This is a genomic window from Pseudomonas yamanorum, from assembly GCF_900105735.1.
GTDB classification, from domain to species: Bacteria; Pseudomonadota; Gammaproteobacteria; order Pseudomonadales; family Pseudomonadaceae; genus Aquipseudomonas; species Aquipseudomonas yamanorum.
The window spans coordinates 6,770,265-6,793,440 of the sequence record NZ_LT629793.1 but is presented as its reverse complement, the minus strand read 5'-3'; the positions used below and the strand labels follow the sequence as shown (position 1 = coordinate 6,793,440).

General features: G+C 60.1%; 20 protein-coding genes. 11 read left to right on the top strand and 9 right to left on the bottom strand.

The genetic code is table 11. The annotated features are described in order from the left end of the window. Window positions 1–9: 9 nt before the first annotated feature. The 3 genes from BLU46_RS31600 to BLU46_RS31590 form a co-directional block, all read right to left on the bottom strand. Window positions 10–1,710, bottom strand: a complete 1,701-nt coding sequence (locus tag BLU46_RS31600; protein ID WP_063033961.1) for an aspartate:alanine exchanger family transporter — start codon at window positions 1,708–1,710, stop codon at window positions 10–12. 69 nt (window positions 1,711–1,779) lie between these two features. After that, window positions 1,780–3,210, bottom strand: a complete 1,431-nt coding sequence (locus BLU46_RS31595; RefSeq protein ID WP_063029927.1) for a glutamate decarboxylase — start codon at window positions 3,208–3,210, stop codon at window positions 1,780–1,782. A gap of 188 nt (window positions 3,211–3,398) precedes the next feature. Then, complete coding sequence (locus tag BLU46_RS31590) at window positions 3,399–4,421, bottom strand: AraC family transcriptional regulator (protein WP_063029925.1); 1,023 nt, start codon at window positions 4,419–4,421, stop codon at window positions 3,399–3,401. Window positions 4,422–4,589: 168 nt separating this feature from the next. Between BLU46_RS31590 and efeU the strand changes: the two genes are divergently transcribed. From efeU to BLU46_RS31565, 5 genes are all read left to right on the top strand, one after another. Continuing rightward, window positions 4,590–5,438, top strand: coding sequence for an iron uptake transporter permease EfeU (gene efeU, locus BLU46_RS31585; protein WP_003218412.1), 849 nt, complete (start codon window positions 4,590–4,592; stop codon window positions 5,436–5,438). Window positions 5,439–5,448: 10 nt separating this feature from the next. Further along, complete coding sequence (gene efeO, locus BLU46_RS31580) at window positions 5,449–6,651, top strand: iron uptake system protein EfeO (protein WP_093209704.1); 1,203 nt, start codon at window positions 5,449–5,451, stop codon at window positions 6,649–6,651. A 14-nt stretch (window positions 6,652–6,665) separates the two neighbouring features. After that, window positions 6,666–7,973 (top strand): iron uptake transporter deferrochelatase/peroxidase subunit, encoded by a 1,308-nt coding sequence (gene efeB / locus BLU46_RS31575; RefSeq protein ID WP_093210224.1) that lies wholly within the window; start codon window positions 6,666–6,668, stop codon window positions 7,971–7,973. Window positions 7,974–8,000: 27 nt separating this feature from the next. Further along, the gene (gene efeO / locus BLU46_RS31570) at window positions 8,001–8,819 is read left to right on the top strand and encodes an iron uptake system protein EfeO (RefSeq protein WP_003218415.1); all 819 of its coding nucleotides are present in this window, start codon (window positions 8,001–8,003) and stop codon (window positions 8,817–8,819) included. 167 nt (window positions 8,820–8,986) lie between these two features. Continuing rightward, window positions 8,987–9,442 carry a hypothetical protein gene (locus BLU46_RS31565; protein WP_093209701.1) on the top strand — a complete coding sequence of 152 codons (456 nt, stop codon included), beginning with the start codon at window positions 8,987–8,989 and terminating at the stop codon, window positions 9,440–9,442. Between the two features lie 93 nt (window positions 9,443–9,535). On the opposite strand, the gene pssA is transcribed toward BLU46_RS31565, so the two are convergent. Further along, window positions 9,536–10,879, bottom strand: a complete 1,344-nt coding sequence (gene pssA, locus BLU46_RS31560; RefSeq protein WP_093209699.1) for a CDP-diacylglycerol--serine O-phosphatidyltransferase — start codon at window positions 10,877–10,879, stop codon at window positions 9,536–9,538. 126 nt (window positions 10,880–11,005) lie between these two features. On the opposite strand from pssA, the gene BLU46_RS31555 reads away from it, so the two are divergent. Together BLU46_RS31555 and BLU46_RS31550 are read left to right on the top strand one after the other, a co-directional pair. After that, on the top strand, window positions 11,006–11,557 hold the full coding sequence (locus BLU46_RS31555) for a TetR/AcrR family transcriptional regulator (protein WP_093209696.1): 552 nt from the start codon (window positions 11,006–11,008) through the stop codon (window positions 11,555–11,557). Between the two features lie 36 nt (window positions 11,558–11,593). Continuing rightward, on the top strand, window positions 11,594–12,073 hold the full coding sequence (locus BLU46_RS31550; RefSeq protein WP_063029913.1) for a nuclear transport factor 2 family protein: 480 nt from the start codon (window positions 11,594–11,596) through the stop codon (window positions 12,071–12,073). A 155-nt stretch (window positions 12,074–12,228) separates the two neighbouring features. On the opposite strand, the gene BLU46_RS31545 is transcribed toward BLU46_RS31550, so the two are convergent. Continuing rightward, window positions 12,229–13,389, bottom strand: a complete 1,161-nt coding sequence (locus BLU46_RS31545) for a PQQ-dependent sugar dehydrogenase (protein ID WP_093209694.1) — start codon at window positions 13,387–13,389, stop codon at window positions 12,229–12,231. Window positions 13,390–13,419: 30 nt separating this feature from the next. After that, a complete protein-coding gene (locus BLU46_RS31540) occupies window positions 13,420–13,740 on the bottom strand; it encodes a hypothetical protein (RefSeq protein ID WP_093209691.1) in 321 nt (106 codons plus the stop codon). 198 nt (window positions 13,741–13,938) lie between these two features. On the opposite strand from BLU46_RS31540, the gene ku reads away from it, so the two are divergent. After that, a complete protein-coding gene (gene ku, locus BLU46_RS31535; RefSeq protein ID WP_093209688.1) occupies window positions 13,939–14,775 on the top strand; it encodes a non-homologous end joining protein Ku in 837 nt (278 codons plus the stop codon). Between the two features lie 11 nt (window positions 14,776–14,786). Further along, entirely contained in the window at window positions 14,787–17,285 is a 2,499-nt protein-coding gene (gene ligD, locus BLU46_RS31530; protein WP_093209686.1) for a DNA ligase D, read from the top strand. Between the two features lie 18 nt (window positions 17,286–17,303). Here the strand turns inward: ligD and lpxO are convergent, their stop codons facing one another. Both lpxO and BLU46_RS31520 read right to left on the bottom strand, forming a co-directional pair. Further along, window positions 17,304–18,203 carry a lipid A hydroxylase LpxO gene (gene lpxO / locus BLU46_RS31525; RefSeq protein WP_063033960.1) on the bottom strand — a complete coding sequence of 300 codons (900 nt, stop codon included), beginning with the start codon at window positions 18,201–18,203 and terminating at the stop codon, window positions 17,304–17,306. A gap of 262 nt (window positions 18,204–18,465) precedes the next feature. Next, window positions 18,466–19,809: a Wzz/FepE/Etk N-terminal domain-containing protein gene (locus BLU46_RS31520; protein ID WP_063029899.1), complete on the bottom strand. Its 1,344-nt coding sequence runs from the start codon at window positions 19,807–19,809 to the stop codon at window positions 18,466–18,468. 396 nt (window positions 19,810–20,205) lie between these two features. Between BLU46_RS31520 and BLU46_RS31515 the strand changes: the two genes are divergently transcribed. Beyond that, window positions 20,206–20,592, top strand: a complete 387-nt coding sequence (locus BLU46_RS31515) for a TIGR03067 domain-containing protein (protein ID WP_063029898.1) — start codon at window positions 20,206–20,208, stop codon at window positions 20,590–20,592. Window positions 20,593–20,730: 138 nt separating this feature from the next. Here BLU46_RS31515 and BLU46_RS31510 read toward each other — a convergent pair whose 3' ends face one another. Then, on the bottom strand, window positions 20,731–21,543 hold the full coding sequence (locus BLU46_RS31510) for a class I SAM-dependent methyltransferase (RefSeq protein WP_093209683.1): 813 nt from the start codon (window positions 21,541–21,543) through the stop codon (window positions 20,731–20,733). A 302-nt stretch (window positions 21,544–21,845) separates the two neighbouring features. Here BLU46_RS31510 and BLU46_RS31505 point away from each other — a divergent pair, with 302 nt between their 5' ends. After that, window positions 21,846–23,084 (top strand): MFS transporter, encoded by a 1,239-nt coding sequence (locus BLU46_RS31505; RefSeq protein ID WP_093209681.1) that lies wholly within the window; start codon window positions 21,846–21,848, stop codon window positions 23,082–23,084. Window positions 23,085–23,176 lie beyond the last annotated feature (92 nt).

Below are 23,176 nucleotides of genomic sequence, written 5' to 3'. Positions count from 1 at the left end.
CCAATACAGCTACCGCGCAAGCACCATGGCAAAGTACCCAAACACCGTGAGCAAAATCCCCGACACCGCATACGCAACAGGAAACCCGATCCACGGCACAGTGCTGTCGATCTCCTTGGCCGCCTCCCGCGCCGGCCCCGAGTGACTCCGCGCCCCCGCAACACCGCCCATGAGAATCGCCGGATTAATCTTGAACACATGAAACCCCACAGCCCAAACAATAAACGGTGGAATCGTGCAAGCCACAAACCCAAGCAAAAAGATCTTCAACGCAATGATCGCGCTGATCTGCGAAACCAGATTGGCCCCGGCATTCACCCCCACGATCGCGACAAAGAAAATCAGTCCCATGTCCTCGAGAATGTTGCGCGCCGCATTCGGCGTATTCCCAAAAAACCGCACCCGCGACACCAGCGACGAAACGATAATCCCCGACACCAGCAACCCGCCCGCATTGCCCAACCCCACCGCCGCACCGAACGCCGGCACTTGAATCAGGCCGATCAGCAACCCCAGCACCATGCCCAGCGACAGCGTCAGCAAATCCGTCGCCGTACTCGGCCGCCCCGCTTTGCCCAGCAACGCCGTGGCCTTGTCGATGGCACTGCGCAAGCCAATCAAGTGCATCACATCCAGGCGCTGCAACCGCGTTTCCAGCCCCACCGGAATCGGCGCACCACCCCGCTCAATCCCCACCAACTGCACCTGCCCGGCAATCGGCGACTGGCTGAATTCCTTGAGCGCCTTGCCCACGGCATCCTTGTGGGTCACCAGAATCACCGCCTCATCCAGCGGTATATTCAACGCCCGGGCATCCGGTACTTCCGGCCCGATCAGGCCCATGTGATCGGTCAGCGCATCCAGGCTGCCGCCCAGGGCAATCACATCGCCCAGCTGCAACACCAGCGTCGGATCAGCCCCCAGCAACTCTTCACCACGCTCAACGTTCTCGATCTGGTACAACGCAAAGCGCTGGCGAAACTGCGCAATGCTTTGTCCTACCAGCTCCGGGTTTACCAGGCGATAAGCCCGCAGGTCGAACGGTCGATAGCCGCTGAGCCCGGCATCGTCGACGTTCGGCACACCGTGCTCCACCTCGAACTCTTTCGCGGCCTTGCGCGCATCCACGCCCCACCAGCGCGGGAGGTATTTGCAGATCAATATGATCCCGACTGTGCCCCAGATATAGGTGATGCCGTAAGACAGCGCGATCATCGCCGTGGCCGCTGCTGCGGTGGTGCCCGGCGGCAGTGGAACCACGCCCGAGGTGATGGCCTGCTCGGCGGAACCAATGGCCGCCGACATGGTTTGCGAACCGGCGAGAATCCCGCCTGCCGCGCCTACCGGCAGGGACAGCAACCGCACGCCGAGCACCACGATGCCCAGCCCGAGGAACGAGGACAGGATCGCCAGGAAGGTGAACTTCAAGCCATCGCCCTTGAGGCTGTTGATAAACGAAGGCCCGACCCGCAAACCGACGCCGTACATGAACAGGTAATAAAACAGGCTCTTGGTGAAGTTATCGAGTTCGAAATGCACGCCGTAGTACGACGCCCAGGTCGCAATCGCGCAGCCGATCACGATGGCCCCGGCCACCGCGCCCAGGCCGTAGCCCTTGATGGTGCCGCGCCCGACCCAGACGGACAGGCCAACCACCAGGAACAGCAGGATGTAAGGGTTGTCGTGCAGGAAATTGAAGAAGGCAGTCACGATGATTCGTACCTGGCGATGCAACGCTAAAGGCACCGGGCCCCAAGGCCCGGTGAGTGTTCAGTGCGTTCAGTCGAGGTTCGGGGTGTCGGCCGGGATGACCGGGTCGGCGATGGCGCCATGGCTGAAGCTGGGGCCCGCGTCGGAATGCTCTACCGGGTTTTTCTGCAGGTAGGCAACGGCCTTGCGTAGGTCTTCCAGCAGCAACGCCACCAGGTCACGGCTCACGCCATGCCGTACGAGGATGCGCTGTACCACGACGTTCTGCCGGTCGGACGGCAACGGGTATGACGCGATCTGCCAGCCGCGCATGCGCACACGCTCCGACAGGTCGTAGAGGCTGAAGCCGTGGTCTACGCCGTCCTTGAGCTTGTAGCAGACCGCCGGCAGCCCGTCCTTGCCGTCGTACACCAGTTCCAGCGGGGCGAACTTGGTGATTTCCGACGCCAACCATTGCGCCGTATCGGAACACGCTTGTTGAATACGGGTGTAGCCGTCACGACCGAGCCGCAGGAAGTTGTAGTACTGGGCGATGATTTCACCGCCGGGCCGGCTGAAGTTCAGGGCAAAGGTCGCCATGTTGCCGCCCAGGTAGTCGACGTAGAAGATCAGCTCTTCCGGCAGGTCTTCAGTGGAGCGCCAGATCACCCAACCCACGCCAAGCGGCGCCAGGCCGTACTTGTGGCCGGAAGCGTTGATCGACTTGACGCGCTCGATCATAAAGTCCCATTGCAGCTCTTGCTGAATGAACGGGGCGATAAACCCGCCGCTCGCCGCGTCGACATGAATCGGAATATCCAGGCCAAGATCGCGTTGCATCGAGTCCAGCTCGGCCGCCAGGGCGGCGACCGGTTCGTAGATCCCGGTGAAGGTCACGCCCAGGGTCGCCACAACACCGATGGTGTTTTCGTCGCAATATTCCCGCAGGTCGGCCGGGCGCAGGCCTAATGCATCACCGCGCAACGGCACTTCGCGGATTTCCACATCGAAGTAGCGGGCGAATTTTTTCCAGCAGATCTGCACCGGACCGCACACGAAATTCGGTTTGTCCGTGGGCAACCCCGCGGCTTCCCGGCGCTTCTTCCAACTCCACTTCAGGGCCAGGCCGCCGAGCATCGCCGCTTCGCTGGAACCGGTGGTGGAACAGCCGACGGTTTGCCACGACTTCGGCGCGTGCCACAGGTCGGCAATGATGTGCACGCAACGGTTTTCGATCTCGGCCGTCTGCGGGTACTCATCCTTGTCGATCATGTTTTTGTCGAGGGCGTCGGCCATCAACTGCTGCACTTCGGGCTCGACCCAGGTGGTGCAGAAGGTCGCCAGGTTTTGCCGGGAATTGCCGTCCAGCAGCAGCTCGTCGCGCACCAGGTTGTAGGCGGCGGACGGCGTGGTCGAGTGGTCCGGGAGGCGATATTTGGGCAGTTTGTGTTGGGCGGAGCCACTCGAATAGACGTCTTCGATAGCTTGGTCCTGGGTCTCTACGGTTCTGTGAAGTGCCATGAAATCCTGCTCTTGAATGAGGGAAATGGCGTAGACGTTGATCGCGACAAATGCCGATCAGGCTGCGTCAGGAAACGAACGATGGAGCGGTGGCGCCGAATATCACACGCACCGAGGCACAGGAAAGTGACCCAGGTCATTAAAGCCGCGGATAGGCAATCGAACGTTGGCGGTCCCTTGGCAGTGACCTATTGGCTCAGCGCTTCGTTCAGTATCAGGCTGCGATAGTGCCCGGGGTTGGAGCCCGACCACTTGCGAAACGCCTTGTAGAACGAGCTGGCATCGGCAAACCCCAGGCGGGTTGCGATTTCGGTAAAGCTGATGTCGGAGTCGGCCAGCCACACAATCGCCAACTCCTTGCGCACGCTGTCCTTGAGGCCCTGGTAGGTCTGCCCTTCTTCCGCCAGGCGTCGGCGCAGGGTCGAGGCCGAGATGCACAGGGACGCGGCCAGGCCTTCGGTTTCCGGCCAGGTGTCGGCAGGCATCTGCCGCAGGTCGGTCTTGATGCGGGTGGCGAGGCTGTCGGGGTCGCGGTATTTGACCAGGATGTTGGCGGGCGCGTGGGCCAGGAAACGCTTGAGTTCTTCCGGGCTGCGCTTGATCGGCAGGTCGAGGCAGTCGGCTGAGAAAATCATCCGGGTACGCGGCCGGTCGAAGCGCAGGTTGTCGGAGAACATCACCTGATAGTCGTCGCAGAAGTCCGGCGGCGAACAGCGCAGCTCAATCGCCAGGATCGGAATGCGTCGCCCGGCCAGCCAACAGGCGACGCCGTGGACGATCATCCAGTAGGCAAAATAGGTGAAGGCCCGTTTGGGTTCGGGCTCTGGCTCCAACAATACGATTTCCGCCAGGCTCTGCTGATGCACCAGTTGCGCGGGCATGCGCTCGAACATCAGCGACAGGAAGCCCAGGCCGGTTTCCAGCGCGGTGGCCAGGGTCGGTTGCGCCATAGAGGCCCGGCACAGGAATTCCAGGCTGCCGGATTTGAGCTTGCGCGGGTCCATGCCAAAGAATTCATCGTCCATGCGGCGTGCCAGCAGGCGCCAAAGACGCGCGTAAGCCGTTGCCGGGACACGTGCACTTGCCTGTTCCAGCAACGCTGGATTGATCCCGACTTTGCTCAACACTTCATCGGTCGCCGCACCCGGCGCGCAGCTCTGCAACAAGGCTTCGCGAACCAGATGGATGGAAATCGTGTCTTTTTCCGACATGGGGAATGGCGCAATCCGGTGGCTGGGACAATGCCGCGCATTCTAGTGGCGGTTGCGGTTTGCCACCACCGTTCAGTCAAGGTTCAGTAAAGGTCAACATTTCTTGTTTAGCAATGAGTATCATTATGTTACAACTTAGCATCCTATCTAGTGACGATTCGGTGCCGAATGCTTGTTCCTTTTCTCATCATGCTGCGCGAAGGCATAGAAGCCGCCTTGATCGTTGGCATTATTGCCAGCTACCTCAAGCAAACTGGCCGTGGCCAGTACATGCCCGCAGTGTGGATCGGCGTGTTTCTGGCTGCGGCCCTCGCGCTGCTGGTCGGCGGTGGCCTGGAACTGGTGAGTGCCGAATTCCCGCAGAAACAACAGGAACTGTTCGAAGGCATCGTTGGCCTGGTGGCCGTGGGGATTCTCAGCTCCATGGTGTTCTGGATGCGCAAGGTGGCGCGCTCCATCAAGCATTCCCTGCATGAATCCCTTGATCATGCCCTCGCCGGTTCCAAACACCAGGTCACCGCGCTGATCGCCATGGTGTTTTTCGCCGTAGCCCGGGAAGGCCTGGAAACCGTGTTCTTCCTGTTGGCGGTGTTCCAGCAAAGCGAAGGCCCGGGCGCACCGATTGGCGCCCTGCTCGGCCTGATCCTGGCGATCATCGTCGGCTTCCTGATCTATACCGGCAGCATGCGCCTGAACCTCGGCGCGTTCTTCCGCTGGACTGGTTTGTTCATCCTGGTAGTGGCCGCCGGCATCCTCGCCAACTCGGTACAAGCCCTGCACGAAGCCGGGGTGTGGAACCACCTGCAAACCGTACTGTTCGATTTCAGCGCGACGCTGCCGATGGATGGCCCTCTGGGCTCGGTGCTGGCCGGCATGTTCGGCTATCAGGACGCCCCGACCATCAGCACCCTCGGCGCCTACCTGATTTACCTGGTGGTGGCCCTGGTGATGTTCTTCCTGCCCGCGCCGCCGAGCAAGCCGGCTACCCGCACAACTTCTTCCGTTTCCAGCCAGTAAGGACCGCCTCTTGTCCAACCAAACCCCTCAACCGGCTCCGCCCTCCCGTGCCTTGCGCTGGGCGGTGGGCGGCTCGGTGGTCGTGATGATCGCCGCCGGTGGCCTGTTCTACTACGCTTCGCAACTGGCTGCCTCCAAGCGCCAGGCCAACCACAATGAAATCGCGGTGACGATCCACGCCCACAGCTGCGAGCCGAATGCGCTGACGGTGCCGGCGGGACACGCCAGTTTCCGCATCATCAACCGCTCGGACCGTGCCGTGGAATGGGAAATCCTCGACGGCGTGCTGGTGGTCGAAGAGCGCGAAAACATAGCCCCGGGCCTGAGCCAGGTGATCAACGCCAACCTGCTGCCCGGCGACTACCAGATCACCTGCGGCCTGCTGAGCAACCCACGAGGCACCCTGACGGTGACGCCGACTGCCGAGTCGGACGCGCAAGCCAAGGCCAAGCCGTCGATGGTGGCGTTTATCGGCCCGCTGTCGGAGTTCCGCGTGTACCTGAGCAGTCAGGGCGGCGCGCTGGTCAAGGCCGTTACGGCACTTGAGCAGGCCATCGAGGCCGGCGACCTCACCCAGGCCCAGGCACTTTACGTACCGGCCCGCGAGGCCTACCAGCGTCTGGCCCCGGCCTCGCAACGCCTGGCAGAACTGGACAACGCAATCAACGCCCGCGCCGACTACTTTGAAAAACGCGAACAGGACCCGGCGTTCAGCGGCTTCCACCGCCTCGAGTACGGCCTGTTCCAGCAACGCAACCTCGATGGTCTGGCGCCGATTGCCCAGCGCCTGGTTACCGACGTGACCAGCCTCAAGCAACAGTTGCTGGCCCAGTCGCTGCCGCCGGAGCAACTGGTGAGCATCGTAGTGCGCAACCTCAACAGCCTGGCCGACGTACGCGCCGCCAGCGGCGAGGAAGAACGCTACAGCCACACCGACCTCAACGGCTTCGCCGCCAACCTGGACGCCGCCCGCAAAGTGGTCGACCTGATGCGCCCGCTGCTGACCAAATCTGCCGCGCAATTGCTGCCGGAGATCGACAGTGCGATCAGCGCCCTCGACGCCGAACTCAGCGGTTTGAAAGTCGATGGCCGCTACGCCTCGTATGACAGCGTTACCGCCGATCAGCGCAAGCAGATCGCCGACAAGGCCAAGGCTCTGGCCGTTGCACTCGATGGAATCGACCCCGCCCTTGGCCTTTCCGGCCTGAAGTGAAGACGACCGTAGACATGAGTGATTCAGAACAGTTTTCATCCCAGCGTCGTCGTGTATTGCTGGGCATGGCCGCCACCGGCGTCGCGATTGCCGGCAGCAGCCTGAGCTGCCCGGCAATGGCCGCCAACGCGGCTGCACAAGTGACCACCGCGCCAAGCAGTGAAAAGACCCAGGACCACCACGATTTCCATGGCAAGCACCAGACCGGCATCGTCACCCCGCGCCCGGCCTGCGGCATGCTCGTGGCATTCGACGTATTGGCCAGCGACCGCGAGGACCTGGAGCGGCTGTTCCGCACCTTGAACGAGCGCATCGCGTTCCTGATGACCGGCGGCACCGTGGTGCAAGTCGACCCGAAACTGCCCCCCACCGACTCCGGCATCCTCGGCCCGGTGGTAACGCCGGACAACCTGACCATCACCGTGTCGGTGGGCGAGTCGCTGTTCGACGAACGCTTCGGCCTGGCTGCGGCCAAGCCCAAGCGCCTGATCCGCATGGTGGGTTTCCCCAACGATGCGCTGGAACCGGCGCAGTGCCACGGCGATCTGAGCCTGCAGTTCAGCTCCAACACCCCGGACACCAATATCCACGCCCTGCGCGACATCGTGAAAAACCTGCCGGACCTGCTGCTGGTGCGCTGGAAACAGGAAGGCAGCGTGCCGCCCCAGGCCCCTGCCCGCCCTGGCGAGCCGGCGCAGAGCGCGCGCAACTTCCTCGGTTTTCGCGACGGCTCGGCCAACCCGAACTCCAACGACAACAAGGCGATGGACCAGATTGTGTGGGTACAGCCAGGCAGCGACGAACCGGCCTGGGCCGCCAATGGCAGCTACCAGGCGGTGCGGATCATCCGTAACTTCGTCGAACGCTGGGACCGCACGCCGCTGCAAGAGCAAGAAAGCATCATTGGCCGGATCAAGACCAGTGGTGCGCCCATGGATGGCCAGAAAGAAACCCAGGTGCCGGACTACAGCAAGGACCCGGAAGGCAAGTTGACCAAGCTCGATGCCCACATCCGCCTGGCCAACCCGCGTACGGCACAGACCCAGGCCAACCTGATCCTGCGCCGGCCGTTCAACTACTCCAACGGCGTCAACAAAAACGGTCAGCTGGACATGGGGCTGTTGTTCATCTGCTACCAGGCTGACCTGGAGAAAGGCTTTATCAGCGTGCAAACCCGGCTCAATGGCGAGCCTCTGGAGGAATACCTGAAGCCGGTCGGCGGCGGTTATTTCTTCACTTTGCCAGGCGTCACCGGGGACAAGGATTTCATCGGGCGCACGCTGCTTGATGCGACACATCCACACACCACTGCCAAAACCTAAAACAAACCCCAGAGCGGAAATCGTCCCATGAAGAAGTCGTCTCTCGCATTGTCGTTGTTAATGAGCCTTTCGCCGCTGGCGGCCTTTGCCGCCACCGCGCCGCTGGACCTGGTAGGGCCGGTGTCGGACTACAAGATTTACGTCACCGAAGAAATCGGCGAGCTGGTCACCCAGACCCAGGCGTTCACCGACGCTGTGAAAAAAGGCGACCTGGCCACCGCCAAGAAACTGTACGCGCCAACCCGCGTTCACTATGAGTCCATCGAGCCGATCGCCGAGCTGTTCAGCGACCTCGACGCCTCCATCGACTCCCGTGTGGACGACCACGAGAAAGGCGTGAAAGCCGAAGACTTCACCGGCTTCCACCGCATCGAGTACAGCCTGTTCTCCGAGAACACCACCAAAGGCCTCGACGCCCTGGCGGACAAGCTCAACAGCGATGTACTGGACCTGAAAACCCGTGTGGACGGCCTGACCTTCCCGCCGGAAAAAGTTGTCGGTGGTGCTGCTGCCCTGCTGGAAGAAGTCGCCGCGACCAAGATCTCCGGTGAAGAAGATCGCTACAGCCACACCGACCTGTATGACTTCCAGGGCAACATCGACGGCGCGAAGAAAATCGTCGACCTGTTCCGTCCGCAGATCGAGAAGCAGGACAAGGCCTTCGTCGCCAAAGTCGACAAGAACTTCGCCACCGTGGACAAGATCCTGGCCAAGTACAAAACCAAGGATGGCGGTTTCGAGACCTACGACAAGGTCAAGGAAGCAGACCGTAAAGCCCTGGTTGGCCCGGTCAACACCCTGGCAGAAGACCTGTCCACCTTGCGTGGCAAGCTTGGCTTGAACTGATGCACCTCACTCGCGGGCCGTTCGTGCCCGCGAGTACTCCCCGCTCCAGCGGTAGTGCCCAAGGGTATCTACCTGTGATTTCTGACAGTAGACAGGCTGAAGGTATTGGAATCTCATCGAACGGCGGGCTTGGATGAATAAGCCCGCTCAACCTTGAGGCAAAAATCATGAGCAATGAACTGTACGATCTGACTACATTTGAAAATAAAAACTGGAACGAATGGACCGAGACCGTCCCAGGCACCACGAAGTTTGTGCAGCAAACGCCCAATGATCCGCTGGATTTTTATCTTTCATCCGACTTCGGAACGGGCAGTGCTATCCGCATACAAAAGCGTTTCCGCTTTACTGCGGGGCAGGAGTATTTACTCAACTTTCAGTTCAGATCAAAAACACCTGCTCGCCTCATCGTCAGGCTGGCGGAAGTTGAGCAATCATCCAGTCTTTTCCAACCGAGCAATAACTGGATTGGTGTCACAATTCCCCTTCCCACCGCGACAGAATCCGGCAACCAGTTAAATCTCAGAATCACTTTTCGATTTGAACTTCAAACGGACCAGGCCGACAAATTTGACCTTGATAATTTACTGGTCAGGCATGTCGACCACAAAGTCAAACAATAGATGCCTTCACATCCAGGCAGTCAGAGCCAGCTTGCAGTACCCAAACCAGCATGGCAGTGGCGCCCCGCAAAAATCGGAATGCATGCAACGGTGCTACAAGATCCGATACAACAACCGCTCGATCCGCACCCGGCTGACCCGACGCAAGAACTTGCCGACGGCCGCCGGGTACTCCACCAGTGTTTCCAGCTGCTGATAGCGCTCGATACGTGAGGTGTGCTGGAAAATCTCCGCCAGTTCAGTGCGCCGTGGCCCTACCCACTCACCCTTGGGATCATCGATGAGCAAGGCGTTTTCCAGGTCGAGGCGAAACGCTCGCGGGTTGATGTTGTTGCCGGTCAGCAAAGTGTAGCGCTGGTCGACCCACATGCCCTTGAGGTGGTAGGTGTTGTCGCCGTCGCGCCACAGGTGCAGGTTCAACTGGCCGCTGTCGATCATGCGCTGATGGCGCTTGGCGAAGCGACGCAGGCTGATTTCGTAGAGATACGGCAGCGCGGCGATAACCTTGAACGGCTCGCTCGGCGGAATGTAGAAGTCGTTGGCAGTCTTGTCGCCGACAATGATGTCGATCTTCACCCCGCGCGCCAGGGCGCGGTTGATTTCCCGGGTCACCGGCAGCGGCAGGTTGAAGTACGGCGTGCAGATGGTCAGCTGGTGTTGGGCGCTGGCAATCAGCTCGCAGATCACCCGGCTCAGGGGGTTGTTCTTGCACACGCCCAACAGCGGGCTGACCGACAGGTTGCCATTTGGCAACTGCCCCGCCGTGGTGTCATACACCGCGTGTTTCAGGCGACTGCGCAGGTCGCCAATGTCGTTGCGCAGGCTGCGGGTGGTCGGTGGGTTGGGCAGGTCCAGGCGATGCACCGCCTTGGCGGCTACCAGGCCGTGCTCCACCAGGTGCTGCATCGAGTCGGCCAGCGCCTTGTTGTGAATCAGGTGATAACGGTCGTAACGGTATTTGTCGAACTTGTGCAGGTACACGTTATTCAGGCTGGCGCCGCTGTACAGCACGCTGTCATCGATCACAAAGCCCTTGAGGTGCAGCACGCCGAACAGTTCACGGGTTTGCACCGGCACGCCATACACTGGCACTTCGGTGCTGTGGGACTCGGTCATGGCCTGGTACCAGGCGCTGTTGCCCGGCTGCTTGCCGGCGCCGATCAAACCACGCTGGGCCCGCAGCGAGTCGACCACCACCACGATATCCAGCCCGGGCCGGGCGGCCTTGGCGGCATGCAATGCGTCGTAGATCTCTTGTCCCGCCTCATCCTGCTGCAGGTATAACGCCACGATGTAAATGCGCTGGGTGGCCTGGGAAATTTTCTCCAGCAGGCAACGGCGGTACTCGGCGGCGCCGGACAGCACCTCGATCGCGTCGGGCGTGAGGGGAAAACCGCGCAGCTTGGGCAACAGGGAGCGTTTGAATAACGACGGCATAGGGCTCGCAATGGGTCGAATCCGAAGGACTCCAGAGCTTACACCATGGGCTGGCTCAGGTCTTCCCGCCGGCGGGTAAAAAATAATTAATTGACCAAGAAGAACGATCGTTCTACTGTAATTTACATGAACGATATCACTCGCGACATTATCCTCGACGTCACCGAAAAGTTGATCTACCGAAATGGCATCGCAGCCACCGGCATGGATCTTCTGGTGAAGACCGCCGGCGTCTCCAGAAAGAGCGTCTACCGCTACTTCGCCAACAAGGACGAACTGGTGATCGCCGCCCTTCAGCGCCGCGACGAGCGCTGGATGCACTGGCTGCGCAGCGAAGTGACACGCCACGCCACCACGGGCGAGCGCCTGTTAGGTGTGTTCAGTGCGCTGAAAACCTGGTTCGGCTCCGACGATTTTCGCGGCTGCGCCTTCATCAACACCAGCGGCGAGACCGGCGACCCGCAAGACCCGGTCCGCCTGCTGGCCAAGGCCCATAAACAGAAACTGTTCGAATACGCCCTCGAACTGTGTCAAGCACATGGCACCCCCGACCCGGAACGCCAGGCCGCGCACCTGCTGATCCTGATTGATGGCGCCATTACCGTTGCCCTGGTGATGGGCGACACCACCGCTGCCGATAATGCGCAAGCCATGGCGCGGACCTTATTGCAACTTTGACCCCACGTTCATTAGAACCCGTTCAGGAGCCGTCCGATGTCATCCAACCCAGAAATACGCCCGCCGGTGCCTCCATTCACCCGTGAATCAGCGATTGAGAAAGTTCGCCTGGCCGAAGACGGCTGGAATTCCCGAGACCCGCAACGAGTATCCCTGGCCTATACCCTGGATACTCAATGGCGCAACCGAGCCGAGTTCGCCCACAACCGCGAAGAAGCCAAAGCCTTCCTGACCCGCAAATGGGCCAAGGAACTGGATTATCGGTTGATCAAGGAGTTGTGGGCGTTTACCGGCAACCGCATTGCGGTGCGCTATGCCTATGAATGGCATGACGACTCCGGCAACTGGTTCCGCTCCTACGGCAACGAGAACTGGGAGTTTGACGAGAACGGCTTGATGGCGAACCGGTTTGCCTGCATCAACGACATGCCGATCAAGGAAAGCGAGCGCAAGTTCCACTGGCCGCTGGGGCGGCGTCCGGATGAGCATCCGGGGTTGTCGGAGCTTGGGTTGTAGGCTCGACGCTACCCAACTGTGGGAGCGGGCTTTTCTGTGGGAGCTGGCTTGCCTGCGATGCAGACACCTCGGTGTATCAGGCACACCCAGTTGACGCCATCGCAGCGATGCGGCGACCCGACAAGCCAGCTCCCATATAACCCCGGCGGTCTACGTCAGTCCTGGTTAAGGCCTACCCGATACAACACGCCGTTATCTTCATCCGTCAGCACATACAGGTAACCATCCGGCCCCTGACGCACATCACGGATCCGCGCTTTCAACCCCCCAAGCAATCGCTCTTCGTGGATGACCTTGTCCCCATCGAACTGCAAGCGAATCAGCTCCTGGCTCACCAGTGCACCAATAAAAACGTTGTGCTGCCAGGCCTTGAACCGGTCGGCGTCGTAGAACGCCATGCCACTCACGCCGGGGGATTTCTCCCAGACATGGTGCGGCGGCACTGTGCCTTCGGCGGTCTTGCCCTTGGCCTCGGGAATCGGCGTCAGGGAATAGTTGATGCCGTGGGTCGCCAGTGGCCAGCCGTAGTTTTTCCCTCGTTCAATGATATTGATCTCATCCCCGCCACGCGGGCCGTGCTCGTTTTCCCAGAGTGTGCCGCTCCACGGGTTCAGTGCCGCACCCTGTGGGTTACGCTGGCCGTAGGACCAGATTTCCGGCCTCACGCCTTCCTGGCCGACGAAGGGGTTGTCTTCGGGTATACGACCGTCCGGGAAGATCCGCACGACTTTGCCTTGCAGCTTGTCGAGGTCCTGGGCGGTGGGGCGGTCGTTGTTTTCCCCCAGGGTCACGAACAGATAACCATCGCGGTCAAACACCAGCCGCGAGCCGAAGTGGTTGCCCGTGGACAGCTTGGGCTCCTGGCGCAGGATCACCTTGAAGTCCTGCAGGCCACTCAGGTCATCGCTCAAACGCCCGCGCCCGACGGCGGTGCCGGCCGTGCCGTTCTTGCCACCGCCTTCGGCGTAGGACAGGTACACCAGGCGATCCTCCTTGAAGTCCGGTGACAGGACCACGTCCAGCAAACCGCCCTGCCCTTTGGCAAACACTTGAGGCACGCCCGTCAGAGGCGCGGACAGCTTGCCGTCCGGGCTGACAAAGCGCAGGTTGCCGGGACGTTCAGTGACCAGGAAGCCTTGTTTGTCCGGCAGGAAGGCCACGGCCCAGGGATGATCCAGGCCCTTGACAATCGGGGTGACGGTGATACTCCCCTGCTCGCTGGGGAACTGTTGGGCGTCGGCCGCCGAAACGGGCAGCGTCAGAGGCAGCAAGGCAGCGGCGCAGAAGGTCGCCAGGAGGGTTTTGCGTAGAAACATACGGTGGGTTTCCTTGTCGTTTTTACACACTCAATCGCCGCGATTGCCATTGGCGTCGCGGGTGGGAGCTTTGGGCTGGATGGCCGGCGGGGTCTGTGGGCCGTCACGGCGCTGGACGCTGTTGCCGATACCGCCGTTTTGCAGGGTCGGTGGCCGCTGCGCCGGTGGGATGTAGGTACCCCGCGCAGCAGGCGCGTTGGGCTGGGTGCCCTGCATGCTGTTGGGGTTGGCCTGATGAATCGGGCCGTTGTAGGGGTTGTTGCTGCTGCCAGGCAGGTTTTGTGCCTGTGCCAGCGAACTCAAGGCCAGGCCCATCGCCAATACCGCAAGGTGACGCAAACGGGTGTTCATGACAAAGCCTCTCTGGGCGCGAGTAATACGTGCTTTCGATAACACGCTACGCCTTGGGTTCGGCTTTGGTAACTAAATAGTTTCTCATCAGGTGTAACACGATCTGTCTGAAACCCCGGTGCCAGCCGGCTGGCCAGGGAAACTTTTGCCGAAACCGCCGTGTCACCTGAAGACCCCTACATCTTCAGGAAAACCGACATGCCAAGGGCTATCTGGAAAGGCGCAATCAGTTTTGGCTTGGTACACATCCCTGTATCGCTGGTCTCGGCCACGTCCTCCCAGGGCGTCGACTTCGACTGGCTGGACAAACGCAGCATGGACCCGGTGGGTTACAAGCGCATCAACAAGACCACCGGCAAGGAAGTCACCAAGGAGAATATCGTCAAGGGTGTGGCCTACGAGAAAGGTCGCTACGTGATCCTCAGCGAAGACGAAATCCGCTCGGCCCACCCCAAGTCCACCCAGACCATCGAAATCATCGCATTTGTGGCCAGCGACCAGATCCCGTTGCAGAACATCGACACGCCCTACTTCCTGGCGCCCGACAAACGCGGTGGCAAGGTCTATGCGCTGCTGCGGGAAACCCTGAAGAAAACCCGCAAGGTCGCCCTGGCCAACGTGGTGCTGCACACCAAGCAGCACCTGGCGGCACTGATGCCGCTGGAGTCGGCGCTGGTCTTGGTGATGCTGCGCTGGCCCGCTGAAGTGCGCGGCCTGGATGAGCTGGAACTGGGCAGTGACGTGACCAAACCGACCCTGGCCAAGGGCGAGCTGGACATGGCCAAGCGACTGGTGGAAGACATGAGCGCCGACTGGAAGCCCGAAGAATACCGCGACAGTTTCCAGGAAAAGATCATGGCGCTGGTGGCGAAGAAGGCCAAGGCCGGCAAGATCGAAGACGTGGAATCCAGCGAGGGTGAGGATGAGCGCAAATCAGCCGATGTGATCGACCTGACGGAGTTGCTCAAACGCAGCCTGGCGGGCAAGAGCCCGACGAAGAAAGCTGCCGCGAAAAAAACCCGCAAGGCTTCATGAGGTAGATCGCCATGGCCAAGCCCCTGAGTGAATACAACGCCAAGCGCGACTTCGATGTAACCGCCGAACCTGCAGGCAGTGCGCCTCGCGGCAGGAGCCGCGCCCAGGCCTTGACCTTCGTGATTCAAAAGCACGATGCGCGCAACCTGCATTACGACTTTCGCCTGGAACTCGATGGCGTGCTCAAAAGCTGGGCGGTGCCCAAGGGCCCGAGCCTGGACCCGAGCCAGAAGCGCCTCGCCGTGCACGTGGAAGATCATCCATTGGGCTACGGCAGTTTCGAGGGCAGCATTCCCGCCGGCCAATACGGCGCGGGTGACGTGATCGTCTGGGATCGCGGCGTGTGGCAGCCCCACGACGACCCGCGCAAAGCCTACGCGGCTGGCAAGCTGAAATTCACCCTGATCGGCGAAAAGCTTGCCGGCGACTGGACGCTGGTGCGCACGCGGCTCAAGGGCAGCGGCGACAAGGAGCAGTGGTTGTTGATCAAGGAAAACGATCAACAGGCGCGCCCGTTGGCTGATTACGACGTGGTACAGGCCGAGCCGAAAAGCGTGCTGAGCGATGCAACGGTGGGACGCCCGAAAAAACCAGCTGCAGCGAAGAAAACCACGCGCAAATCCTCAACCGCCCTGCCCGATCAGTTCACCCCACAATTGGCGACACTGGTGGACCGTGCACCGGACGGCGACTGGGTGTACGAGATCAAATTCGACGGCTACCGCATCCTCACACGTATTCGTGACGGTGAAGTGCGGCTGTTCACCCGCAATGGCCATGACTGGACAGACAGGCTGCCGCGCCAGGCCAAGGCCCTGGAGACCCTTAAACTCAAGGACAGTTGGCTCGACGGCGAGGTGGTCAGCTTGAACGCTGATGGGTTGCCGGACTTTCAGGCGTTGCAGAACGCCTTTGATATCGGTCGCAGCCTGGACATTGTCTATTATCTGTTTGATGCGCCGTTTCTGGAAGGTCGTGACCAGCGCGAGGTCGCCGTCGAAGAGCGGCGCGCCGCGCTGAAAAGCGTGCTGACCCGCAGCAGGAGCAAGCTGCTGCGCTTCTCCGAGTCCTTCGCCGCCAATCAGCGGGATATCTTCGAAAGCGCCTGTGACCTGGCGCTGGAGGGCGTGATCGGAAAACGTGCGGGCAGCCTGTACGTCTCCAAGCGCAGCCCCGACTGGATCAAGCTCAAGTGCAGGCTGCGACAGGAATTCGTAATCGTCGGTTTCACCCGTCCGCAAGGTTCACGCAGTGGCTTTGGCGCACTGCTGCTGGCGGTCAATGACGACACCGGGCTGGTGTATGCCGGGCGCGTGGGTACGGGGTTTGATCAGGCGGCCTTAAAGAAGATCAGTGAGCAGTTGAAAGCCTTGGAGCGCGATGCGTCACCACTGGCCAAACCGCTGACCAGCGCCCAGGCGCGTGGTGTGCACTGGGTCGAGCCGCAGTTGGTAAGCGAAGTGCAATTCGCCGAATGGACTCGCGAAGGTGTGGTGCGCCAGGCGGCCTTTGTCGGGCTGCGTACCGACAAGCCGGCGGAGCAGATTGTTCATGAGCAGCCGCGGGCGGCCAAGTCGATGAAGGAAAAAACCCGTAAAAAGGCAACTGAGCCCGGTGCCGTGGTCGGGGTCAAGATCACCCATCCCGACCGAGTCATCGACACCCAAAGCGGTACACAGAAACTACAACTGGCGCAGTTCTACGAGGGCATCAGCGAATGGATCCTGCCCTTCTTGCGTAACCGTCCTGTGTCTTTGCTCAGGGCACCGGAAGGCATTGCGGGTGAACAGTTTTTTCAGAAGCACTCCGAACACCTGGCGATCCCGAATGTCAAGCAACTGGATCAGGCCCTGGATCCGGGTCATGCGCGGCTGATGGAAATCGACAGCCCCGCCGCGCTGATCGGTGCGGTGCAAATGGGCACCGTCGAGTTGCACACTTGGGGCGCCACCGCGGACAAAATCGAAACCCCGGACCTGTTTGTGCTCGACCTTGACCCGGACCCGGCCCTGCCATGGAAAAGCATGCTTGAAGCGGCGCAACTAACTCTGTCGGTGCTGGATGAGCTGGGACTTGAAGCGTTCGTCAAGACCAGCGGTGGCAAGGGCCTGCACCTGGTGATACCGCTGGCGCGCAAGGATGACTGGGATACGGTAAAGGCCTTCGCCAAGGCGATTGCCCAGTTCATGACGCAGCAGTTGCCCGAGCGTTTTACCGCGACCTCAGGCCCAAAAAATCGCATCGGCAAGATCTTTATCGATTACCTGCGAAACGCGCGGGGCGCCAGTACGGTGGCGGCCTACTCGGTGCGCGCGCGGCCCGGCCTGCCGGTGTCGGTGCCGGTGAGTCGTGACGAGTTGAAGGGTTTGCACGGCGCCCAGCAATGGACCGTGGCCAACCTGCACAAGCGGTTGCAGAATTTGAAGAAGGACCCGTGGGCGGGTTATGCCAATCGGCAGAAGATCAGCAAGAAGATGTGGGAGAAGCTGGGCGCGCATCCGCCAGGCTGATGCGCTCCCCGGCCAGGTTCAGATCAGGATGAAGATCAGCGCCAAACCGGCGAAGATCGCCCACTTCTCCAGGTAGTAGCGGGTGCGATTGCGCTTTTTCAGCTCTTTGCCCCGCAGACGGATCTTGTACAGGCGGGTAAAGGCACGATTCAGGCCACCGGTCTTGTCCCCGGCATCGTTGGGCGAGCCGGCCGCAGCCATTACGTTGCGGCTGAACCAACGGTTGAACGCCGCCGCCCAGCGATACTTCATCGGGCGTTCGATATCGCAGAACAGAATGATTCGGTTCTGCTCCGTAGTGTTTTCGGCGTAGTGGATGAAGGTCTCATCAAACATCACCGGTTCGCCGTCGCGCCAGTAATAGCTTTCACCGTCAACATTGATGTAGCAGCCCGGGTCATTCGGCGTGTCCAGGCCCAGGTGGTAACGGTAGGAACCGGCATACGGATCGCGATGGCGTACCAACTTGGAACCCGGCGGCAGCTCGGCAAACATCGCAGCCTTGATCGACCCGATGCTTTGCACCAACTCAGTGGTGCGCGGGCACAGCTTCATCGCGGAAGGATGGCTGTCGCCGTACCACTTCAAATAGAAACGCTTCCAGCCCGACTTGAAGAACGAGTTGAATCCCACGTCGTTGTATTGGTCGGAACGCTTGATCTCGCCCGCACGCAGCAAGTTCTGGCCTTCCTGGCGGATCTCCTCCCAATGCTCCTGGAGCGGACTCAAGTCGGGAAAGTCGCTGGGAGCCAGGTACGGCCGGCTGGGCAGTTTGGAGAAGAGGTACAGAAAGCAGTTCACCGGAGCCAGGAAGGTCGAGTGATCGCTGAGCTGGCGGCCCAGCTTGTGCCGCACACGGCCACGCAGATGGACGTAGGCAATGGAGGCAACGTAGAGAGCAACAATGATGAGTTTCAAGGTATTCGTCACAAGTCAGAAGAGAACAGGCTGCTCCTGCGTGCCCACGACGGCCGAGGATTGAAGATGCAGCACCTGAAATCACAATTCACAAACAGGCAACACGACCGGCTGGGTGACAATCCGGTCATGGCCATTGGCAGCTATTTTAGCCACACTTTGTAACCAAAGGTTAATCAAGAATTGTGAAAAGGTGTCCACTGAGTGTGCTGGGAAGCGCGGAAGCGGGCTTGCCAGACGGCAAGCCCGAGGGCAGCCGGCCTTAAACGTGCGGTTCATCATCCTTGCGTGGACGCTGGGAAAGCCGATGGTCATCCAACTGCGAATAGGGCACAGACTCGCGTCGCGCCAAGATAAAATGGCGACCCAGCGCAATCAGCACACCCAGCACCAATCCTCCAACCAGACTCAGCGCAATCACCAAGCCTTTTTTAGGCTTGATCGGGCTCAGCGGCTCTTGGGCGCGTCGGTCAATGGTGACCAGTTTCAGGCCACTCATGTCGATATTAAGGCCCTTCAACCGCGCGACTTCAGCTCGCAATGGTTCAACATCCTGCAAGAAGATGTCTTCATTCCCACGCTTTTTCAGCACTTCCACTTCGCGGTTGACCTGCAACATCTGCAACTCTTTGCCAATTTCTGCAATGCGGCTGTTGGTAAAGTCGTCGTTGGTTCGCGCCTGCAAGGCTGTGCGTTCCGCCTCAAGCGCCTCTGTACCCAGGAAGTACAGCGGGATTTTCTGATTATTGACCTCAGTGCGCATGACTTGATTCGAGCCGCTGCGCGAGGCATCCGCCATAGACGAAGGCGTGGTCGGCGTCTTGATGCCCATCGACTTGGCGATGGAAATGGCCTCGGCCAGCTCCGCCAGCCGATCCGTTCGCTCCATTTTCATCTGTAAGCGCAGGGCGCCCAACTCGTCTTCCAGCTGGGCTCGCTTGAGCCTGTCGGCCTCAAGCAACTTGGCAATCTTCGACTCCTTATCGGTGTCGTAGTTGGCGCGTGCCGCGTCAATCTTGCCCTTGAGTTCGTTCAGGCGGTTATTGACGATCACCTTCAGGTCTGCACCGACCTGGGCACGTTCCATATCAATGGCGTAGTCCACAAAGCCGTTGAGAATAGCCACCCCGTCGATGTCTCTGGGGTACTGCAATTCGAGGCGGATATAACTGCTCAGGGAGTCGGCTTTTTTCGGGTCAGGCAGGATCAGGTTGATGGAGTTTCGGTTGAACTCCTCAAAACTCTGCTCAAGGCTTTGGCCGGATTTCTGGAACGCCTTGAACAGCTCTTCATGGGACTTGAAGAACCCCAGGCGGGCTTCGTAGGAGTCCAGTTGTGCTCCCACTTTGTTCAAGGCATCAGCCGGGGGCAGCTTATAGACTTCGGAACGGTTCAGTGCATCGAGTTCATTGATGGCGGCGGGACGCAGCACGCTACTGACCTGATACTCCCTGGGTGCCAGAAATGCGTAGCCTACCCCCAGGACACCCGCCAGGATCGTACACCCCAGCACTAATTTTTTTTGTCGCCAGATCCCGTGGCACAGTTCAATCAGGTCAATTTCGTCCGATGCCGCATGAGCTTGGAACCGAGGAGTTTTATTCAAAACTGATGCACCTTAAAAAGTCGACAGTCAACGGCCATACCGATTCATGAAATACTGAACAGCCGCTTGAAAATCAGGGACAACGCCCTGCACACGAGACACACGGTCTACCGATGGTCATCGGACCACCCACGTTGCGGAAAAGTCCCACACGACAGGAGATTGTTTTCGCTCAGATACTTAGGTGTCAGTCCCGCTGCGCTGAGCGTAGACGAACTTGTAAGGACACGTTTCCAAATCAGGACATAAAATAGCGCTAAATGCCCGGGATTATTGGGAAATTTCATACGCGTCCGTAAGAAATCAGACAATTCTCACAAAATCGTTTCAGTAGATCCGTCAGACATAGGTAAACCGGCGTCTTGACGATCATTTTTCAACCAAAAAGGAGTTTGTATGACATCTGTTTCAAGAGAGGATTTCCAAGCGCTTCAAGGAGCCTGGGAACAAACGGCACTGGAAGACAGCGGCGTACTCAACCCAGCCGATGAGCACAGCGCACCGGGGGCCATCACCACCATCAGCGGTGACCAGTTCAAAGTAGTAACACCCGACGGCGAGGTGTTACTGGCAGGCAGCTTTACCCTCGATGCCAGCACGGCACCCAAAAGCATTACCTGGATTGATTCGATGGGTGAAGACGCTGGCAAGCAGTTACCCGCGAGTTACCAGCTGGAAGGTGATCACTTCGTGTTTATCGCGGCAGATGAAGGCATGCCCCGCCCTACCCGCTTCAGCACGGGCCCGGGGCAAACCATGCGCACTTTTGTTCGCAGGCCCTGACAAGACGGTACATCCGTCCTTGCGACACGGTTTTCACATGGCCTTCACTTATCGAGCGATAGGGTGGAGGCTACCTACTCCAGTGAACACCTTGGCCCGCCTTCCTCGCGGGCTTTTTTTTGCCTGCGCGGCCGTCAGTCAGCCTGGGCGCTTGATTGCGGTGAGGGTGTAGCACAGAGGCAGTTGCGCGCGCTGGTGTTCATACTGGTCGTAGAGTTCCTCGCGATTGGAGTGCGCGAACTCCTGCAGATGAGTGATCTGTAACCCGGCGGCGATGGCACCGCTGACGATCGCGCCCAAGGTGTGCACGAACCAATAGGAGGCAGCCGCAACACTTTCGGTCTCACCTTCGTAGACGATGGCTTCCTGCTGCACGAAAGGCTCACGTTGAAAGTACGAACTGACCGGCAGCATCGGGTTAGACGCTGTTGGGTCAAACACTTCCAGGAACGGATGGGTTTCGTAAATCACCAGGCTGCCGCCGGGCTTCAAGGTGCTGGCGACATGGGCCATGAACAACGCGATGTCCGGCATCCAGTTCAGCACGCCGATGGTGATCAAGGCGACATCAAAGCGCTCGGTGAGCCCACGGGGGAGATGGTGAATGTCAGCTTCGATGAATTCAGCCTCGTGAGACGAAGCGTCGGCCAGCTCGCGAGCCTGCTGCAGAAAGGCTTCGGACTGATCAATCCCCACCACCGTGCGCGCGCCCAGCCCGAACAGCGACAGGCATTCCCGGCCATTGTTGCAGCCCAGTTGCACCACGTCCTTGCCATCGACACCGACCTTGCGCAGCAATGCGGTCAACGTCGGGTCCAGGCGTGAAAAGCCGGGCTTGGCGACGTCCTCAAGCAAGGCGTTCCAGTTGGCGGTGTTTTTATGCAACCTGGCGGATTCGTTCCAGGCGTCCTTGTTGCTGGAAATAGCCTCTTGGGCTGACAGCATGTCCATTGCGTCTCCAGAATTTTTCAGTCATTGCGACAAAAGAGGTCCGCCCTACACCAAAAGCCTCGCCATCCCTGAACCGGTAAAGAGCCTTCACTGTAGGGCGAACGGACGGAAAATAAGCCAGGCTTATGGGATGTTCAACTGTTAACAATAAAATTCCCTGAAAAAATCCCCACCAGCGCTATATTTCGATGCAATAGGCGCCACTTTGTAAATGTTTGTGCCTGTGCGGCGCCTGCGCCAGAAACTATCCCCTCGTGCCATGGGTCACTATCGCTACCGACCTCTCGCCTGAAGACCGTGCCATGGCCACTCGCTCTGACCTGCGCAGCACACTGTCCCTGGACAGCCTGAACTTCTTCCTGGCGGATGTCCGTGACGGGCTGGGGCCTTACCTGGCGATTTATCTGCTGGCCGTGCACCACTGGGACCCCGCCAGCATCGGGGTGGTCATGACCCTTGCCGGCATTGCGGCGTTGCTCACCCAGACGCCGGCCGGCGCGTTGATTGACCGAACCCGCAGCAAGCGCGCGGTGATTGTGATCGCGGCCCTGTTGGTCACCGCGAGTTGCCTGCTCCTGCCCTTCGTCAGTTCCTTCAGCCTGGTGGCGCTGACCCAGGCAGCCAGTGCAGCAGCAGCCTCGGTGTTCGCGCCAGCCATCTCGGCGATTTCCCTTGGCATTACCGGGCCGCGCGCATTCACCCGCCGCACCGGCCGCAACGAAACCTTCAACCACGCCGGTAACGCGGTGGCCGCCCTGCTCGCTGGCGGGTTCGCCTACCTGTTCGGTCCGGTGGCGGTGTTCTATCTGATGGCGGTCATGGCAGCGGCCAGTGTCATCGCGGTCAGTTGCGTTTCAGCCAAGGCAATCGACCACGAGGTTGCGCGGGGCTTCGACCCTGCCCACAGCGTCGAACACGAACAGCCGTCGGGGATGACCGTGCTTCTGGCAAACAAGCCTTTAATGCTGTTCGCCATCTGCTGCGCCCTGTTTCACTTGGCCAATGCGGCGATGTTGCCGCTGGTCAGCCAAAAGCTGTCCCAGATCAACCTGCAGATGGCCACGCCGCTGACCTCGGCCTGCATCGTCGCGGCCCAGTTGGTGATGGTGCCGGTGGCCTGGCTGGTGGGCGTGAAGGCCGATGTGTGGGGACGCAAGCCGCTGCTGCTCGCCGGCTTCATGATCCTGCCGCTGCGGGGCGTACTGTATACGCTGTCCAGTGATCCCTATTGGCTGGTGGCAGTACAGATGCTCGACGGGGTTGGCGCCGGGGTGTTCGGCGCGCTGTTTCCGGTGATCGTCAAAGACCTCACCCAGGGCACCGGGCGCTTCAATGTCAGCCTGGGGGCGCTGTCCACGGCATTCGGCCTCGGCGCGGCCCTGAGCAGCAGCCTGGCGGGTTTTGTCGTGCAGTGGGCGGGTTACAACGCCGCGTTCCTGACCCTGGCGGGTGTGGCCGCGGTTGCATTGGGGTTGTTGTGGGTGGCGATGCCCGAGACCCAGGCAAATCCATCCTTGCACCGCCATACAACTCCCGCCTGACATATGCGACAATGCGCGCCAAATTCCAACATGCACCCATTTTTCTGCTCAGCGACTGGGCCTCAAGCCTTGATGTCGCTGCCGACGTATGC

Bases quoted from the DNA above. Each gene is read 5' to 3' on its own strand.
- BLU46_RS31590 (WP_063029925.1), bottom strand. From the start codon at position 4,421: ATGTCGGAAAAAGACACGATTTCCATCCATCTGGTTCGCGAAGCCTTG.
- BLU46_RS31595 (WP_063029927.1), bottom strand. From the start codon at position 3,210: ATGGCACTTCACAGAACCGTAGAGACCCAGGACCAAGCTATCGAAGAC.
- BLU46_RS31515 (WP_063029898.1), top strand. From the start codon at position 20,206: ATGACATCTGTTTCAAGAGAGGATTTCCAAGCGCTTCAAGGAGCCTGG.
- BLU46_RS31550 (WP_063029913.1), top strand. From the start codon at position 11,594: ATGTCATCCAACCCAGAAATACGCCCGCCGGTGCCTCCATTCACCCGT.
- pssA (WP_093209699.1), bottom strand. From the start codon at position 10,879: ATGCCGTCGTTATTCAAACGCTCCCTGTTGCCCAAGCTGCGCGGTTTT.
- efeO (WP_003218415.1), top strand. From the start codon at position 8,001: ATGAAGAAGTCGTCTCTCGCATTGTCGTTGTTAATGAGCCTTTCGCCG.
- efeU (WP_003218412.1), top strand. From the start codon at position 4,590: ATGCTTGTTCCTTTTCTCATCATGCTGCGCGAAGGCATAGAAGCCGCC.
- BLU46_RS31565 (WP_093209701.1), top strand. From the start codon at position 8,987: ATGAGCAATGAACTGTACGATCTGACTACATTTGAAAATAAAAACTGG.
- BLU46_RS31555 (WP_093209696.1), top strand. From the start codon at position 11,006: ATGAACGATATCACTCGCGACATTATCCTCGACGTCACCGAAAAGTTG.
- BLU46_RS31510 (WP_093209683.1), bottom strand. From the start codon at position 21,543: ATGGACATGCTGTCAGCCCAAGAGGCTATTTCCAGCAACAAGGACGCC.
- ku (WP_093209688.1), top strand. From the start codon at position 13,939: ATGCCAAGGGCTATCTGGAAAGGCGCAATCAGTTTTGGCTTGGTACAC.
- BLU46_RS31505 (WP_093209681.1), top strand. From the start codon at position 21,846: ATGGCCACTCGCTCTGACCTGCGCAGCACACTGTCCCTGGACAGCCTG.
- efeB (WP_093210224.1), top strand. From the start codon at position 6,666: ATGAGTGATTCAGAACAGTTTTCATCCCAGCGTCGTCGTGTATTGCTG.
- BLU46_RS31540 (WP_093209691.1), bottom strand. From the start codon at position 13,740: ATGAACACCCGTTTGCGTCACCTTGCGGTATTGGCGATGGGCCTGGCC.
- ligD (WP_093209686.1), top strand. From the start codon at position 14,787: ATGGCCAAGCCCCTGAGTGAATACAACGCCAAGCGCGACTTCGATGTA.
- BLU46_RS31545 (WP_093209694.1), bottom strand. From the start codon at position 13,389: ATGTTTCTACGCAAAACCCTCCTGGCGACCTTCTGCGCCGCTGCCTTG.